The sequence below is a fragment of the Bacillus pumilus genome, from assembly GCF_009937765.1.
In the GTDB taxonomy this organism is placed as follows: domain Bacteria; phylum Bacillota; class Bacilli; order Bacillales; family Bacillaceae; genus Bacillus; species Bacillus pumilus_O.
The window spans coordinates 2,854,449-2,869,499 of record NZ_CP047089.1 but is presented as its reverse complement, the minus strand read 5'-3'; the positions used below and the strand labels follow the sequence as shown (position 1 = coordinate 2,869,499).

The following is a 15,051-nucleotide window of genomic DNA, read 5'->3' as shown; positions in this document are numbered from 1 at the left end:
TCTCCCTTATTTGCTTATTCGAAATACACGTCAGTCAAAGCTTCTGAACCAGTTGGATGCGGCTGGTAGCCTTTTAATTCACTAGATGCTGCAAGCATTGGGATCGAATGCACCAATGGAATCCAAGGTGCTTCATCATGAATGATTTCTTGTGCTTTTTTATATAGCTCATTTCGTTTCTTTTGATCTGTGTCTGTTTGCGCTTCAATGAGGATGTCGTGCATTTTATCGTTTTCGAAGAATGTATAGTTGTTGCCGCCAATGCTGTCTTTGTCCAAAAGTGTGTAGATGAAATTATCAGGGTCGCCATTATCCCCTGTCCAGCCTAACAAGAACACATCCGCTTCCCCTTTACTTGCCTTATCTAAATAGGTCGCCCAGTCATATGTCACAATTTCTGCTTTGACCCCGACCTTTTCAAAGTTTGATTGAATGACTTCTGCTACCTTCATCCCATCTGGCATATATGGACGCGGTACAGGCATAGCCCAAAGTTTGATGCGAAAGCCGTCAGGAAAGCCCGCTTCTTTTAAAAGTTCCTTCGCTTTTTCAGGATCATACGGGTATGGATCAATGTCGTCATTGTAGCCTTCTAAAGCTGGCGGAAGAGGATTTTTTGCTGGCTCGGCAAGCCCGCCATAAAATGACTTAATAATGGATTCTTTATCGACCGCGTAATTGAGCGCTTGACGAACAAGCTTGTTATCAAGCGGCTTTCTTGTAACGGTTAGTCCGATATAGCCTACGTTCATTGATGGTCTTTCAATGAGCTGGAGGGCTTTATCCGTTTTAATGCCATCTAAATCTGACGGATTCACGCCATCCATCAAATCGATCTCGCCTGTTTTCAAAGCATTTAAACGAGCCGAGTTTTCTGGAATCGAGCGGAAGATGATTTGATTCAGTTTTGGCTTATCCTTCTGCCAGTAATCTTCGTTCTTTTCTAATACGATACGGTCGTTTTGTTTCCACTCTTTAAACTTGAATGGTCCTGTTCCCACTGGATTCTCTCGAAAGGAATCGCCGCTTTTTTCAACAGCCGCAGGACTTGCGATGCCAAACGGTGACATGGCAATGTTTTTAAGAAATGTCGCCTGCGGGCGCTTTAGCTGAAATTCTACTTCATGCTCACCTTTAACAATGATGTCTTTAATCACATGTCCTTTATCTTTTTTATAGCCCCCAAACATGCCATAGTAAGGGAATTTTTCTGCATCGCCATTCATCCAACGATCAAAGTTGAATTTCACTGCTTCTGCGTTAAAGTCTGTGCCATCGTGAAATTTCACACCTTCTCTTAAGTAGAATGTGTATGATTTTCCGTCCTTTGCAACATCCCAGTCTGTTGCGAGACCTGGGTGGATGGTCGTGTCTTTTTCACCATAATTCAGGAGCTTTTCAAACATATTCTCTGTGACCTTGAAGGTTTCGCCTTCTGTTGTTGTGATTGGATCTAGTGAAGTGGAGTCTCCTCCTCTGCCAAATACGAGAGTATCTTTTGTTGCCTTCTCTTCTGATGACGGAGAGGACGAGCATCCCCCTAAAAACAGTGCAAGCACCAGCACAAAAATGAAACTACTGAACAACCAAGTCTTCTTCATTGTGTTCCTCCTTTTGATATAAGTAACACGCCGCCGCATGCCCCGGTTTCTCCTCATACAAAGCAGGTACTGCTTTTAAGCATTTCTCCCACCTTTTTGGACACCTTTTGTAGAAAGGACAACCGACGCTTGGCGTCATGGCAGACTCTTCTGCCGACACATCTTGCGTCTCTAGCACGTGATCCATATGTGGAATGGATTTCAGAAGTAGCGATGTATAAGGATGAAGCGGACTGTGAAATACGTCTTCGGCAGGCCCCATCTCGACAATGCGCCCAGCGTACATAACGGCGATTCGGTCGCTCATATACCTGACAACGCCAAGATCGTGAGAAATAAATAGATACGTCAGAGAAAGCGTCTTTTGCAATTCAAGCATCAAATTCAAAATTTGTGCTTGAACGGATACATCTAAAGCGGAAACGGGTTCATCGGCAATGACAAGACTTGGATGGGTAATGAGTGCTCTAGCGATCCCAATTCGCTGCCTTTGTCCGCCGCTAAATTGGTGCGCATAACGCTCCCCATAGGAAGGGTCAAAACCGACAATATGCAGCATCTCTTTTACCCGCTTCCGCCTTTCTGCTTTTGTTCCATGTCGATGTACAATGAGCGGTTCCTCTAAAATATCTTTGATTTTCATTCGTGGATTTAATGAAGCATATGGATCTTGAAAAATCATTTGAATGTCTTTTCTTAAAGAACGCATCTCTCTTTCTTTCAAAAGAGTAATCTCTTGCCCTTTCAGTTGAATAGAGCCTGACGTCGGTTCAGTCAATCTCATTAAGCTTTTGCCAAGTGTTGATTTCCCGCAGCCTGATTCACCAACAATGCCAAGCGTTTCCCCCTCCTTCACGTGAAAGGACACTTGATTTAAAGCCAAAGTCGAATGTTTGTGTTTAGAAAAAAAAGCGGCTGTGTCATACCGTTTTGTCAGCTGATTCACTTGCAAGAGTGGGTGACTCAGTGTCTTCTCCTCCTTCCATTAGAAAGCATGCCACGCCGTGATCCTGTTCAATGGATTGTAAAACTGGATCTTCTTCAAGACATTGCGCTATTTTGTAAGGGCAGCGCGCGGCAAATTGACAGCCGGATCGAATGGTCCCTGGCTTCGGTACATGGCCTGCAATAGAGATGAGCTTTTCTTTTTTCTCTTTGAACGATGGAACTGAGGCGAAAAGACCTTTTGTGTAGGGATGCAGAGGTTTTTGAAAAATACGGTCAACGGTTCCTTCTTCTACGATTCGACCGGCATACATAATCATGACTCGCTGGCATATTTGCCGCACGACGCCTAGATCATGGGTAATAAATAAGATCGCGGTATCCATCTCTTCATTCAGCTTTTTGAGTAGACGAAGGATTTGTGCTTGGATGGTCACATCAAGTGCAGTTGTTGGTTCATCTGCGATCATGAGCTTTGGGTGACAAAGCATCGCCATCGCAATCATCACACGTTGGCGCATGCCGCCTGATAATTCATGTGGGTATTTTTTAAGCAATGATTCGGCTTGCTTCAATCCGACTGTCTGAAGCAGATCAACCGCCTTCGCTTTTGCTTCTTTTTGACCGATTGCTTGATGTGTGAAAAGGGCTTCCGCCATTTGTTTACCGATGGTCATTAATGGGTTCAGAGAGGTCATTGGTTCTTGGAAAATCATCGAAATGTCATTTCCTCTTATTTCTCGCCACTGTTTTTCTGAAAGTGACAGCAGGTTTTGCCCTTCGAATTGGATCTCCCCCGTTGTCTCTGTTTGCTGGTTTAGTCCCATTAACGACATAGATGTGATACTTTTCCCGCAGCCAGATTCGCCAACAATTCCTAAGGTTTCTCCTTTTTGAATCGAGAACGATATGTGATGGACGATGGGTACTTTTTGCTTTTTTTGCTGAAATGCAATGGACAGCTGTTTAACATCTAGCAGCACGTCTTGTTCTTTCACATATTCACCACCCCGTCATACTTTTTAAAATTGTATTGAGACAAGCTGGGAAATATGTCATGTTTTTGACAAGCATAAAAAAGCCTATCCGCTAGAATCGGATAGGCTTCTACTAATTTAATGTTTGAATGGTAAAAAGATGGCGATAGTGGCTGTCTCTGTTCATTAATTCTTCGTGTGTTCCTTTTTCCACAATCTCGCCTTGTTCCATGACGACAATGAGGTCAGCATGTGTAATTGTTGACAAGCGGTGCGCGACAATAAAGGTTGTGCGGTCCTTTGCTAGCTTTTGCATCGCTTCTTGAATGTAATGTTCACTTTCTAAATCTAGTGCAGACGTTGCTTCATCTAAAATCAACAGCGGTGGATTTTTTAGAAAGACCCTTGCAATGGAAATCCGTTGTTTTTGACCACCTGACAGCTTCACGCCCCGTTCTCCTACCTTCGTGTCATATCCTTCAGGAAGAGACATAATAAAATCATGGGCATTTGCCGCTTTTGCAGCCGAAACAATTTTTTCAAAAGAGGCTTCTGGATCTCCAACCGCAATGTTTTCTTTAATCGTGTCACTGAATAGGAATGTATCCTGCAGCACCATGCCGACTTGATTTCGAAGGCTTCTTGCTTTGTACTCTTTTATATCAATGCCGTCAATTTCAAGTGATCCGTTTGTCACATCATAAAATCTTGGAATTAAGCTGACAAGCGTCGACTTCCCCCCACCGCTCATTCCAACAAGTGCAACCGTTTGTCCTTTTTCTACTTTCAAGGAGATATTGCGGAGAATCTCTTCCTGCGTGTGTTCATAACGAAATGACACATGTTTAAATTCGACCTCTCCTTTTAAATGATCGGCTTCTTTTGCATTCGGCCGATCGGTTACCTCGTATGGCTCATCAATAAATTCAAAGATACGATCCATTGACGCTACCGACTGAGTTAAAGTCGTGGATGAATTGATGAGGCGGCGAATCGGGTTGTACATCCGGTCAATATAACCAACAAAGGCAATCATGGTCCCGATCGAAAGTGATCCATTAATGACAGTGTATCCGGCAAATGCAATGATCAATAGCGGTGCAATATCAGTAATGGTATTGACGACGGCAAATGTTTTGGCGTTCCAATTCGTATGGTTGATCGCTTTGTTTAAGAAATTTTTATTTTCATCATGAAAATTCTCTTGTTCATATTCTTCAATGGCAAAGCTCCGAATGACTGGCATTCCTTGTACCCGCTCATGTAGATGCCCTTGCACTTCAGCCAGCGCCTGTGACCGCTCTTTTGTCAGCTTGCGGAGCCTGCCGTAAAAAAACTTCACTGCAAACGCATATAACGGAAAAATAATGACAGACACGATGGTGAGCTTGATGTCCAGTGTACACATAATGGCGATCACGATGAGCACGGTCATCAAATCAAGCCAAATATTCATAAGACCTGTGATGACAAACTCTTTTGTCTGCTCCACATCGTTGATAACTCTAGAAATGATTTCTCCTGTTCTCGTGTTGGCATAATAACGAAGGCTGAGTTTTTGAATATGCGAAAACAGTTTTTCCCGAATATCAAATAATACTTTACTGCCTGTCCACTGCGCATAGTATTGTCTATAGTATTCAACAGGCGGTCTCATCACTAAAAATAAGACGAGCATGATTCCCATAATCATCAGTAGAGATGATGTCTTTTCGTCAGCCGACCCCGAGCCTTGAATGACATCATCAATGACATACTTTAAAAGCAGAGGCAATGTTAAGGGAATCGAGAACTTGATCATCCCGATGACCATTGTCAATGCAATCTGTTTTTTATACGGTGTTACAAAAGCCATGTAACGTTTAATGACCCCCATGTAAATCTCCTTCCCAATCTATCAGTGCCTCTTATCCGTACGCAATCAAAAACCTGTTAGCCTAAAAAGCTAAACAGGTTTTTGTTGCTCTTGCTTATTTTGTATAATGTAAAAAACGTTCATACCACATATCCACAAATTCAGGAGCAAACGGACCTTTCCGCTGGTGAATCCAATGCAATAATGTATTCAGATGCTCTCTTAAGATACTATCGATTTCCTTTGGATAATTCATTTGCCTCTTATGATCTGCATATTCATCCTCATCCAAAATATTGTACGTCATGTCCGGAAAGACTTTGACATCTAAATCGTAATCAATATACTTAATGGCTTCTTCATCTGTTGCAAAAGGAGAGCTGATGTTGCAGTAATAATATACCCCATCATCTCTAAGCATCCCAATCACATTAAACCATTGTTTTGCATGGAAATAGCAAATAGCCGGTTCTCTCGTCATCCAAGTACGGCCGTCGGATTCAGTCACCATTGTCCGGTCGTTTGCACCAATGATACACAATTCCGTTGCTTTCAGAATGGTGGTTTCATTCCAAATCCTGTGGATCAAGCCATTGTGTTTATAGCTTTGAATTTGGATGGTTTCTCCTTCCTTGGGATAGCCCATATTTTCTCCCCTACTTTCTATAACAAAAAAACCTAACAGTCCAAAGACCTAAGTTCCCAACTAAACATGTCTCTATTATATTATACCGTTACATCATTAAAAAATGAAATGAAAAAGCCATTCAACCCAATTGAACGGCACACTGTTTTACATCACGGTTGAACTCTTTTCCATTTGCTTATATGAGTTGATGACCTCTTCTGTCTGTTTTGTAAACAAGGTTTGGACTTTTTGCAGTTCTTCACGTTTCTCTTTGATTTGATCATGAAGCTTGGTCCACTCTGCTTTTTTTTCATCTTGTAGCAATTGTTTTTCTGTTTCTAAGCATAGATCGAGTTCTCCCTGTACATTGAGCAGTTGATCCATGAGTTGCATTTGTTCTTTTACAAGCTGATCGAAATCAGACATCTAACTCCTCCCTTTTATTTTCATCCACTTTTTGTCTGTATATCATTTCTTGAAAGTTCGCCGAAATCCTTTGACTGTTTATGTAGAGGTTTTACAGGTTTTGTCGGATGGTGGGAGAGGCAAAAAGAAAAGCACTTCATTCGTAGATGAAGTGCTTCAGCGTGCAGACAAACCCTCGCATTCGGTGTCAGGTCTGCGCTTCGGTGCTCACGAATGTCAAATTCGCTCCGCTCCGATGCTCGTCCTTCCTAGACTTCAAAGGTTTTCATGTCACGCTGAAAAGAAGACAAAGAGCTAAAATGAAGATCATTTTAGCCCTTTGTCAACGATCTGAAAGAAAAGCACTTCATTCGTAGATGAAGTGCTTTCTCTGTTTCAGTGATTAGCTGTTTTGTTGTTTGTTTTGCTCAGCTTTTTGGTTATATTTTTTTACGTGCTGCGCGTCAGTCTCGCTAGCAAATTCAGTGCCATATTGACCACCTTGTGCAGCAGCTTGGTTTTGTTTCTTTACTTGTTGTGCGTTTGTTTTGTTTTGTTGTTGATCCATCATTATCACCTCCACGCACATTAATTTGTGCAGAAGGTGCAAATCCTATTCATGATTTTTTTAAACAAGCAAAGAACGTCCGCCATCCACGATAATCGTTTGTCCTCTAATCATGTCTGCCTTGCCTGATACAAGGAATTCCACGCTGTCGACCATATCTTTAATTTCCACCATTCGGCCAGCTGGTGTATTTTTCTTGGCATCTTCTAAAAGCTCTTCTCGGTTCGGGAAGTGCTTGAGTGCATCGGTATCGATCGCGCCGCCTGATACAGCGTTGACGACGATATTTTTTTGTGACAGCTCAACAGATAGATAACGCGTCAATGCTTCTAATGCTGCTTTTGAGACGCCAACTACTGTGTAATTTTCAAGATAGCGAATAGAGCCTAGTGAGCTAATACTGACGATATGACCGCCACCGTTTTTCTCCATTAGCTTTGCCGCTTCTTGTCCGCAGAATAATAAAGCTTTCGCATTGATATTCATCGTCCAGTCCCAATGATTCTCTTCAAGGTCCATGATAGGACGCTGAACACCTGATGCCGCATTGTTCACAAATATATCTAAACGGCCAAAGGTTTCGTCGATTTGCTGAAACATATCTTTGATTTTCTCTGGCTGACCTACGTTGGCTTTGACAACCAATGTTTTGACACCCATCGCTTCAATTTCTTCCGCTGTTTCAAGTGCGGCTTTTTTGCTTCTCGCATAGTTAATGACAATGTCATATCCTTTTTCAGCTAGGCGAAGGGCTACTTCTTTTCCTACACCTCTGCTGCTACCTGTAATTAATGCACATTTACGTTGACTCATTATGGTTCATCTCCTGATTTGAATAGTTTTCGTCCATTCGCTTCACACTAATAGGAAAGTTCCTATTAGGAGGTTACATTCATGTATGTCGGACGCGATTTAAGCCAGCTTGGCATGATGTCCAAGGATCAATGGAAAGATACTGAGCTTGCTTACTTTCATCATGCTTTCCAACAAATTTTACCTTATTTAAACGAAGAAGGGCAATCTAAGTATCGAGAAATCATTTCTGAAATCGAAGACCGCGGGGGTCTGCACCGAAATGAAGCCGATTATACCCACGGTACAACGGTTAAATACGACTAGGTTCTTCAAGTGCCATCTTCCAAATTTTTTGGTGTGAGACTGGCAAAGCATATGCCTCAAATTCTTCTGTTGTCACTTTTTTCAGCATCGTGTCATCTGATACAGATGTCACACGTCCAAAGAAAACAGAAATATTCCAGATGAGGTGGGTAAATACATGCTGAATGGTGCCTTCTAAATCACCAAGTTCGGCTTGTACACCTGCCTCCTCTTTTAAGAAATCCATTAGCTGCTCTTTTTCCGTTTTTCTTCCCTTTATGGTTTCCAAGTTAGGGAATTCCCATAAATTCGCAAGAAGGCCTGTACTTGGCCGCTTATGAATATAGAGGTTGCCTGCGTCATCAAATAACACCGCTGCTGCCATTGATTTTGCAGTCGGTTTTTTCTTTTTACTTTTCACTGGGAGCTCATGCTGAACGCCTTCTTCGAGTGCCGAGCAATGCATGTTCACAGGACAAATGAGGCATGCAGGGGATGTTGGGGTGCAAATGAGCGCACCAAGCTCCATCAGCCCTTGATTGAATTCTGATGGCTTTTCCCGGGAAATGAGCTGATCGACCGCAAACTCGAAAATATTTCTCGTTTTTGGTTTTGCAATATCATCCCATATGGACAAAATACGGGAAATGACCCTCATAACGTTGCCGTCTACCGCAGGGTATGGCTTGTTATAGGCGATACTCAGCACTGCGCCGCTCGTATATGGGCCTACACCTTTGAGCTTTGAAAATTGCTCTTTCGTATCAGGGACAACGCCCTCGTAGGATTCATATACTTCTTTCACAGCTGCCTGTAAATTACGCACTCTTGAGTAGTAACCAAGACCTTCCCATGCTTTCATGACTTTTTCTTCATCAGCTAAAGCAAGATCTTTCACTGTCGGGAATTGCTCCATAAACCGGTTGAAGTACGGAATGACCGTATCCACTCTCGTTTGCTGAAGCATCACTTCTGATACCCAGACTCTGTATGGATCTTGATTTTCACGCCACGGAAGTGTTCGTTGTTCTTTTTCGTACCAATCGATTAAATCATGCTGAAATCCCGCAATATCTTTGCGGTCCAGCTTTTCTTGAATGTCTTTCATATCTATACTCCTTCTCATTGAACCGAGGGCTAACGTTCTGAAAAGAACCTTATTTGTTGTATACTGTTTGTAGATACGTTAACATGTTACATTAAATCAAGACAAAGCAAAAGTGCTTTTGCACATAGTCTTGAAAGAAGGCGTATACTTTGTATGATTGTTCCTAAGCATGACAACTAGGAGGTAATCAATTGGATACTGGTACTCATGTAGTAATGGGCATTTCTCTTGGGGGACTTGCACTTTTAGATCCAGCCGTCAGCGCAGATCCACACATGGCACATGCCGTGATGATCGCGACCATCGCCGGCTCCCAAGCACCAGATATTGATACTGTGCTAAAACTAAAAAATAATGCAGTTTATATAAGAAATCACCGAGGATTTACACATTCCATTCCAGCTGTACTGTTTTGGTCATTGCTAATTCCGGCTGTGATTTTCCCATTCGTGCCGGGGGCGAATTTACTTCACCTCTGGTTATGGACACTATTAGCCGTTGTGCTTCATGTGTTTGTCGACATATTCAATGCATACGGCACACAGGCCATTCGTCCATTTTCAAAGAAGTGGGTAGCGCTTGGGATCATTAACACGTTCGATCCATTCATCTTTTTTACACACCTTGTCGCCATTGTCGTTTGGGCGATTGGCGGACATCCTGGCTATACTTTTATTACGCTGTATGCCGTGATTTTCTGTTATTATATCGTCAGGGTGATTATGCAGCTTCAAATTAAACGTCAGCTGCGTGCACGATTTGATGAAATTGAAGACATTATTATTTCGCCTACGATGAAGTTCAGACAATGGCGCATTGCCGTGAAATGTAAATCCTCTTTCCATGTTGGGCGCAGTATGAATGGAGAGGTCGTCATTTTAGACACCTTTAACCGGGTGCCGGTCCCTGACACCGAAATTATGAAAATTGCTAAGCAAGATGAAAACATTTCAGCCTTTCTCTCCTTCTCCCCTGTCTATCGGTGGGAAGTGGATAAATACAAGGATCATTATGAGGTGCGGTTCATTGATTTACGCTACCGCAGCAAAGGTCACTATCCTTTCGTCGCGATCTGCCATATCGACATGGACCACCAAATCAAAAATTCCTATACTGGCTGGATTTTCAGTGAAGAAAAACTGCAAAAAAAATTAAGACTCGGCTCTGTGTGAGCGAGTCTTTTTTTGTGCTTACAATTCTTACAACTTCGTCATATATTCCACAATAAACTCCCAAAATCCAGGTCCTTCTTGGTAAATTAGCCGGTCTATTTTTTCGATAAGTTTGATATAGAGTTCTTGTTCGAGGTCTTCTCTTTCTTGATATGCCGTGTTTTGTAGTTTCTTTTTGATCATGGGTGTGAAGGTTTCAATGAGTTCTTCCATTTCTCCATTCGTCATTTTTTCTTCGTTCACGGACATCTCCCCCTGTTTCTTCTTTTAGTTTGTTGAGCGCTTTTTTGTGGATGTTTGAGATGTTTTGTCTCGTTTCGCCTAGCCGGTCGGCTATTTCTTTCATTGTTTGACCTTCAACATAAATATGGGTTAAGACCATTTTTTGTTTGTCTGTGAGCTGCTGGTAGGCCTTGTACAATCTTTTGTCTTGCAGGTGCTCCCCTAAGTCTTGCTGGTTGAAGAGCACGGCTTCATACGTATCTGTTTGAACAGGATCTTTCACTTCTTGCGTATCAGGATGATCGAGTATGAGCGGAAAACGCTGCTGCTTTTTTTTGACTCGTTTGTCAAAGTCGACTGAAAAGATGCGGATCATTGTGGAAATATACTTGATGATGCGGATTTTTTGATAAAACTGCTTGAACTCGGAATCTAGTTTTTTCGCATTTTCTTCGTTTGGCTCTTCCATGACTTGCCGGAGCAGCTGCTGGTTTTTAGGGTTGCTTAAAAATTGCTGAATGAGTGGGTGATCAATGATTTCATTCCATTTTGCTTTCAATAACAGCCGATAATCCATGTGCATCCTCCCCTTTGTTCTCTCTACTTGCATTAAGTGGACAAAAGTTAAAAAAAGTAAACTTTGTGAGACGGGTCTAATGATTCATTTTCTCCCCCTTTGATTTCCTATTTCTTCTTTCATACCACTTATAGAGAAGACGAGCATCCGCTGGGAGGTGAGACAAATGGAGACCTTTTTTTCGGAGGAATGGCTGAAGCAGCTCGGTCAAGCTGGCTTTCCTGCCATTTTGACAGTTTACTTGCTGACACGTTTTGAACGAAAGTTTGATGAATTAAGCAAACTCATCCAACGATTGGTCGCTGTTCAAAAAAATGATGAATCAGATTGACATCTTCTTGATTCGTTTCACCTTATGAAAACGAGGACGAAATGAAAGACCTTTTGTCACCTCACACAATACGATGTTGAAAGGGGATTTTATCATGAGTGAAAAACAAAATGGTGTACCGCAGCCGATTCGAGGAGAAAAAGGTGCAACGGTCAAAATTCCACGTAATCTCGAGCGAGACAGACAAAACCCAGATATGCTCACGCCACCAGAAACCGATCATGGAACGGTTCCCAACATGAAATATTCTTTTTCTGATACGCACAACCGTTTAGAAAAAGGCGGTTACGCCAGAGAAGTCACGGTACGTGAACTGCCAATCTCTAAAAGTCTTGCCTCTGTGAACATGCGGCTAAAGCCTGGTGCAATTCGCGAGCTGCACTGGCATAAAGAAGCGGAATGGGCGTACATGATTTATGGGGAAGCCCGAATTACATCGGTTGATGCAGAGGGACGCAATTTTACAGAGGATGTGACCGAGGGTGATTTGTGGTACTTCCCTTCCGGCTTGCCGCATTCTATTCAAGCACTTGAACCGGGAGCTGAATTCTTGCTTGTGTTTGATGATGGTTCCTTCTCTGAAAATAGTACGTTCCAAGTGACTGATTGGCTTGCCCATACGCCAGAGGAAGTTGTGCTCCAAAACTTTGGAATGACAAAGGAGCAATTTGAGAAACTGCCAGAGAAAGAGAAGTATATTTTCCAGCAAGGAATTCCTGGTTCCCTTGAGTGTGACAAGGTGAAAACAGAGCAAGGTGAAGTCCCAAATTCCTTTAAATATGAGTTGTTAAAGCAAGAACCGATTACGTCAAGCGGTGGACAAGTGTGGATTGCGGATTCTACCAATTTCAAAGCGTCTAAAACGATTGCCTCTGCTCTAGTGAAAGTCGATCCAGGCGCCATTCGTGAGCTGCACTGGCATCCAAATACGGATGAATGGCAATATTTCATTTCTGGAAAAGCTCGAATGACGGTATTTGCTTCTGATGGACATGCGAGAACCTTCAACTATCAGGCGGGAGACGTTGGCTATGTGCCATTTGCGATGGGGCATTATGTAGAAAATACAGGTGACGAACCGCTGTATTTCTTAGAAATCTTCAAGAGCGACCATTATGCAGATATCTCGCTCAATCAGTGGCTTGCGGTCACACCGAAACAGCTTGTTCTTGATCATTTAGATCAAGGTGAAGAATTCTTGAAATTGCTTGATACTGAAAAACACCCTGTCATCGCTGCACCTAAAAAAGAGGATTAATTCCACCTTCCTGCAAAAAGGCTGTCCTTTTTGCAGGTATCTTCATGTAAAGGAGTGTTGTTTACCCATGCAACAATCTGTTCACGCTTTATGGCAAGGGTTGAAGTGGCTGATGGCGACGTCGGCTGTCTGTTACATATTTTTGTTGTTTTGTGTGCTGTTCTTTCATTTGACGGGTGCTTTTTATCAATCGATTTTATCGCTACTACTGTTTATGGGCATCTATGTTGTACTCGGAATCTCTTTTGAACATCTGGAACACGTGCTCATGCGGTTTGTTCGCAAGTGTCGGTCCAAAAAACGATCTATCGTTTTCTATGCTGTTTTATTTCATCTTTTGTTTAATTGGGGTGCTGTCTATGTATCAGACGAATTGGTTGACGGCATTTTGCTGACTACTTCTGAAGAAATTCTCTTTGCCATGAGTCTTTGGCTATTTCATTTTTTGTTTGATTATGCGACGTTTCCATTTGAGAAAGAAGCTTAGTGACTCTCTATCTTCTTTTTGTGGAGAGCGCTTGTTTGACCTGCTCCATATGATGAAGATTATGCTTAATCAAACCTGGAAAATAACTTGATAACGTCAGCTCGGTTTGACCGATCAGAAAGGGTGTAGTCCAGCGAGATGCTTCGATTTTCTTCATTTCTTGAAGCAATTCTGTTCTGACAGCAATAAACCGACCGATCGTCGCGCTTCTCTCTTCGTGCCTTGCCCTTTCAGCTGACTGTCGATTCATTTCATGCACATCCGGTGCCTTACATAAGGCCCGATCGTTCCAAAATTCCTTTAGGCGATCGTGTAAAATAAATTCATCCCACGGAACGAAATGTGCGATGATCTCAGCAATGCTCCACTTTCCATCAGCGATGGCGCTACGCCATTTTTCGTCTGTTACTTCCACTAATGACTGTACCCATTCAAGGGTGTGTTCATAGTGTTTTATCACGGTGTCTTTGTTCATGTTTTGTTATCCCCTTCATGTTTTTAAAAGAAGTTGATTAGAAATTGGTTAGTTTCATTCTTGCTAAATCGTTTATAACATATTATCATATACTTTAATTACCAAATGAAAAGGGGGAATTGCGATACTCTGTCCTATATGAAAAAGCTTATTTTTTTGCACTAAAATAAACCGACCGGTCTGTTTATGAAATAGGAGGTAAAATAATGAAATCTCAAAATGTGATTATTATCGGCAGTGGTGTAGCAGGATTGGCTACTGCGTTATTTTTAAAAAAGGCTGGAATGGAAAGTACGATTTATGAAAGCAGGTCAGATGAAGAATTAGAAACAGGAGCAGGTTTTTTACTGTCTCCAAATGGGGTAAAGATTTTGGATGGAATCGGGTGTAAAAATGAAGTGATAGCAAATGCAACCGTGATAAAGAAGATCCAGCAAATAAACAGTGAAAATGAAGTAGAAGCGATCTTTTACAATTATAGTGAAAAATATTATGATGCCCCTTTACTGAACGTCATGAGAGACCAAATCATCCAATCACTTTTAAAAGAAGTTCACCGCCAAGGAATAGAAGTGAAATACAACAAAAAGTTAACCTCGATCAAACAGCAGCCTCATTCCGTTCAGGTTCTTTTTGAAGATGAAACTGTGATAACAGGTGATATCGTAATAGGAGCAGATGGAACTTTTTCTAAAACAAGAGAGGCTATTGCGTTTAATGCTAAATTAGACTATAGCGGTTTTTGGGGACTACAAGGAGTATCGTTTGTGAAGGATTTTGTATTGGATGAGGCAACAAGTTATTTTTACAATGACGGAAACTTTCAATTCATTTTTGGGAAAGCGCATCCAACAAATAAAATGAATATTTTATGGCAAGCTTTCTCTCAGTGTCCTGAGAAGTTACCTACAAAACATTTTGAGAAAGCCAATAAAGAAACAATCTTACAGTTATTATATAAACAAATGGAAGGCTGGAATATTCCGAAGCACCTTTTTGCCATTATCGATCATACAGAGATGTTTTTCCCAAGAAGTATTTATGAAATCAAGAACCTCTCTGTGTGGTCAAAAGGACGTGTTGTTCTTGTAGGTGATGCGGTACATACGGCGAATCCTTTTGTTGGTCAAGGAGCATCATATAGTCTAGAAGATGCCATGCTCATAGCAAAGATGCTAAGGGATCATGATTATCGAGATGCGTTCTATTATTATGAAAAGGATCGAAGAAAGAGGACAGAAGAATTGAATGCGCTATTTCAGCACATGAGTATTCAAAACGATATTGATAAAAAAATGAACGAATACACGATTGAATGGGATGAAGAAACTTACGTATGAGATG

At 41.8% G+C, this 15,051-nt stretch carries 17 protein-coding genes and 1 pseudogene; 6 read left to right on the top strand and 12 right to left on the bottom strand.

Going from position 1 to position 15,051, the window contains the following annotated elements:
- Positions 1-14: 14 nt before the first annotated feature.
- From GPS65_RS14105 to fabL, 8 genes and pseudogenes are all read right to left on the bottom strand, one after another.
- Positions 15-1,601 carry an ABC transporter substrate-binding protein gene (locus GPS65_RS14105; RefSeq protein WP_012009341.1) on the bottom strand — a complete coding sequence of 529 codons (1,587 nt, stop codon included), beginning with the start codon at positions 1,599-1,601 and terminating at the stop codon, positions 15-17.
- Positions 1,576-2,553 (bottom strand): ABC transporter ATP-binding protein, encoded by a 978-nt coding sequence (locus GPS65_RS14100; RefSeq protein ID WP_012009340.1) that lies wholly within the window; start codon positions 2,551-2,553, stop codon positions 1,576-1,578. Before GPS65_RS14100 ends, GPS65_RS14105 begins: the two co-directional genes overlap by 26 nt.
- Complete coding sequence (locus tag GPS65_RS14095; RefSeq protein ID WP_119124607.1) at positions 2,522-3,544, bottom strand: ABC transporter ATP-binding protein; 1,023 nt, start codon at positions 3,542-3,544, stop codon at positions 2,522-2,524. Before GPS65_RS14095 ends, GPS65_RS14100 begins: the two co-directional genes overlap by 32 nt.
- A gap of 112 nt (positions 3,545-3,656) precedes the next feature.
- A complete protein-coding gene (locus GPS65_RS14090) occupies positions 3,657-5,399 on the bottom strand; it encodes an ABC transporter ATP-binding protein (RefSeq protein ID WP_012009338.1) in 1,743 nt (580 codons plus the stop codon).
- A gap of 94 nt (positions 5,400-5,493) precedes the next feature.
- Positions 5,494-6,024 carry a nucleoside tri-diphosphate phosphatase gene (ntdP, locus tag GPS65_RS14085; RefSeq protein WP_012009337.1) on the bottom strand — a complete coding sequence of 177 codons (531 nt, stop codon included), beginning with the start codon at positions 6,022-6,024 and terminating at the stop codon, positions 5,494-5,496.
- Positions 6,025-6,171: 147 nt separating this feature from the next.
- Positions 6,172-6,432, bottom strand: coding sequence for a YgaB family protein (locus GPS65_RS14080; RefSeq protein ID WP_012009336.1), 261 nt, complete (start codon positions 6,430-6,432; stop codon positions 6,172-6,174).
- 382 nt (positions 6,433-6,814) lie between these two features.
- Positions 6,815-6,964: pseudogene (locus GPS65_RS14075) on the bottom strand (gamma-type small acid-soluble spore protein); the annotation flags it as partial.
- Between the two features lie 75 nt (positions 6,965-7,039).
- Positions 7,040-7,792, bottom strand: a complete 753-nt coding sequence (gene fabL, locus GPS65_RS14070; RefSeq protein ID WP_003217873.1) for an enoyl-[acyl-carrier-protein] reductase FabL — start codon at positions 7,790-7,792, stop codon at positions 7,040-7,042.
- An 81-nt stretch (positions 7,793-7,873) separates the two neighbouring features.
- Here fabL and GPS65_RS14065 point away from each other — a divergent pair, with 81 nt between their 5' ends.
- The gene (locus tag GPS65_RS14065) at positions 7,874-8,098 is read left to right on the top strand and encodes a hypothetical protein (protein ID WP_003217808.1); all 225 of its coding nucleotides are present in this window, start codon (positions 7,874-7,876) and stop codon (positions 8,096-8,098) included.
- Here GPS65_RS14065 and mutY read toward each other — a convergent pair.
- The gene (mutY, locus tag GPS65_RS14060) at positions 8,085-9,185 is read right to left on the bottom strand and encodes an A/G-specific adenine glycosylase (RefSeq protein ID WP_012009333.1); all 1,101 of its coding nucleotides are present in this window, start codon (positions 9,183-9,185) and stop codon (positions 8,085-8,087) included. The genes GPS65_RS14065 and mutY overlap by 14 nt on opposite strands.
- Before the next feature lie 191 nt (positions 9,186-9,376).
- Between mutY and GPS65_RS14055 the strand changes: the two genes are divergently transcribed.
- A complete protein-coding gene (locus tag GPS65_RS14055) occupies positions 9,377-10,357 on the top strand; it encodes a metal-dependent hydrolase (RefSeq protein WP_106036204.1) in 981 nt (326 codons plus the stop codon).
- Positions 10,358-10,384: 27 nt separating this feature from the next.
- Here GPS65_RS14055 and rsoA read toward each other — a convergent pair whose 3' ends face one another.
- Together rsoA and GPS65_RS14045 are read right to left on the bottom strand one after the other, a co-directional pair.
- On the bottom strand, positions 10,385-10,606 hold the full coding sequence (gene rsoA, locus GPS65_RS14050) for a sigma-O factor regulator RsoA (RefSeq protein WP_161985446.1): 222 nt from the start codon (positions 10,604-10,606) through the stop codon (positions 10,385-10,387).
- Positions 10,554-11,156 carry a sigma-70 family RNA polymerase sigma factor gene (locus tag GPS65_RS14045; protein WP_012009330.1) on the bottom strand — a complete coding sequence of 201 codons (603 nt, stop codon included), beginning with the start codon at positions 11,154-11,156 and terminating at the stop codon, positions 10,554-10,556. Before GPS65_RS14045 ends, rsoA begins: the two co-directional genes overlap by 53 nt.
- A gap of 166 nt (positions 11,157-11,322) precedes the next feature.
- Between GPS65_RS14045 and GPS65_RS14040 the strand changes: the two genes are divergently transcribed.
- From GPS65_RS14040 to GPS65_RS14030, 3 genes are all read left to right on the top strand, one after another.
- Positions 11,323-11,487, top strand: coding sequence for a YvrJ family protein (locus tag GPS65_RS14040; RefSeq protein ID WP_003217819.1), 165 nt, complete (start codon positions 11,323-11,325; stop codon positions 11,485-11,487).
- Positions 11,488-11,581: 94 nt separating this feature from the next.
- Positions 11,582-12,745 (top strand): oxalate decarboxylase family bicupin, encoded by a 1,164-nt coding sequence (locus GPS65_RS14035; RefSeq protein ID WP_088001657.1) that lies wholly within the window; start codon positions 11,582-11,584, stop codon positions 12,743-12,745.
- Between the two features lie 67 nt (positions 12,746-12,812).
- Positions 12,813-13,232 carry a regulatory YrvL family protein gene (locus GPS65_RS14030; RefSeq protein WP_119124604.1) on the top strand — a complete coding sequence of 140 codons (420 nt, stop codon included), beginning with the start codon at positions 12,813-12,815 and terminating at the stop codon, positions 13,230-13,232.
- 7 nt (positions 13,233-13,239) lie between these two features.
- On the opposite strand, the gene GPS65_RS14025 is transcribed toward GPS65_RS14030, so the two are convergent.
- Positions 13,240-13,707 carry a DinB family protein gene (locus GPS65_RS14025; protein WP_119124603.1) on the bottom strand — a complete coding sequence of 156 codons (468 nt, stop codon included), beginning with the start codon at positions 13,705-13,707 and terminating at the stop codon, positions 13,240-13,242.
- Between the two features lie 206 nt (positions 13,708-13,913).
- Between GPS65_RS14025 and GPS65_RS14020 the strand changes: the two genes are divergently transcribed.
- Positions 13,914-15,047, top strand: a complete 1,134-nt coding sequence (locus GPS65_RS14020; RefSeq protein WP_012009326.1) for an FAD-dependent oxidoreductase — start codon at positions 13,914-13,916, stop codon at positions 15,045-15,047.
- Positions 15,048-15,051 lie beyond the last annotated feature (4 nt).

What these genes read in the sequence shown, in the direction of transcription:
- GPS65_RS14090 (WP_012009338.1), bottom strand. Translation starts at nt 5,399, where the DNA reads ATGGGGGTCATTAAACGTTACATGGCTTTTGTAACACCGTATAAAAAA.
- GPS65_RS14020 (WP_012009326.1), top strand. Translation starts at nt 13,914, where the DNA reads ATGAAATCTCAAAATGTGATTATTATCGGCAGTGGTGTAGCAGGATTG.
- rsoA (WP_161985446.1), bottom strand. Translation starts at nt 10,606, where the DNA reads ATGTCCGTGAACGAAGAAAAAATGACGAATGGAGAAATGGAAGAACTC.
- GPS65_RS14065 (WP_003217808.1), top strand. Translation starts at nt 7,874, where the DNA reads ATGTATGTCGGACGCGATTTAAGCCAGCTTGGCATGATGTCCAAGGAT.
- GPS65_RS14030 (WP_119124604.1), top strand. Translation starts at nt 12,813, where the DNA reads ATGCAACAATCTGTTCACGCTTTATGGCAAGGGTTGAAGTGGCTGATG.
- fabL (WP_003217873.1), bottom strand. Translation starts at nt 7,792, where the DNA reads ATGAGTCAACGTAAATGTGCATTAATTACAGGTAGCAGCAGAGGTGTA.
- GPS65_RS14025 (WP_119124603.1), bottom strand. Translation starts at nt 13,707, where the DNA reads ATGAACAAAGACACCGTGATAAAACACTATGAACACACCCTTGAATGG.
- GPS65_RS14040 (WP_003217819.1), top strand. Translation starts at nt 11,323, where the DNA reads ATGGAGACCTTTTTTTCGGAGGAATGGCTGAAGCAGCTCGGTCAAGCT.
- GPS65_RS14045 (WP_012009330.1), bottom strand. Translation starts at nt 11,156, where the DNA reads ATGGATTATCGGCTGTTATTGAAAGCAAAATGGAATGAAATCATTGAT.
- mutY (WP_012009333.1), bottom strand. Translation starts at nt 9,185, where the DNA reads ATGAAAGACATTCAAGAAAAGCTGGACCGCAAAGATATTGCGGGATTT.
- GPS65_RS14035 (WP_088001657.1), top strand. Translation starts at nt 11,582, where the DNA reads ATGAGTGAAAAACAAAATGGTGTACCGCAGCCGATTCGAGGAGAAAAA.
- GPS65_RS14080 (WP_012009336.1), bottom strand. Translation starts at nt 6,432, where the DNA reads ATGTCTGATTTCGATCAGCTTGTAAAAGAACAAATGCAACTCATGGAT.
- GPS65_RS14105 (WP_012009341.1), bottom strand. Translation starts at nt 1,601, where the DNA reads ATGAAGAAGACTTGGTTGTTCAGTAGTTTCATTTTTGTGCTGGTGCTT.
- ntdP (WP_012009337.1), bottom strand. Translation starts at nt 6,024, where the DNA reads ATGGGCTATCCCAAGGAAGGAGAAACCATCCAAATTCAAAGCTATAAA.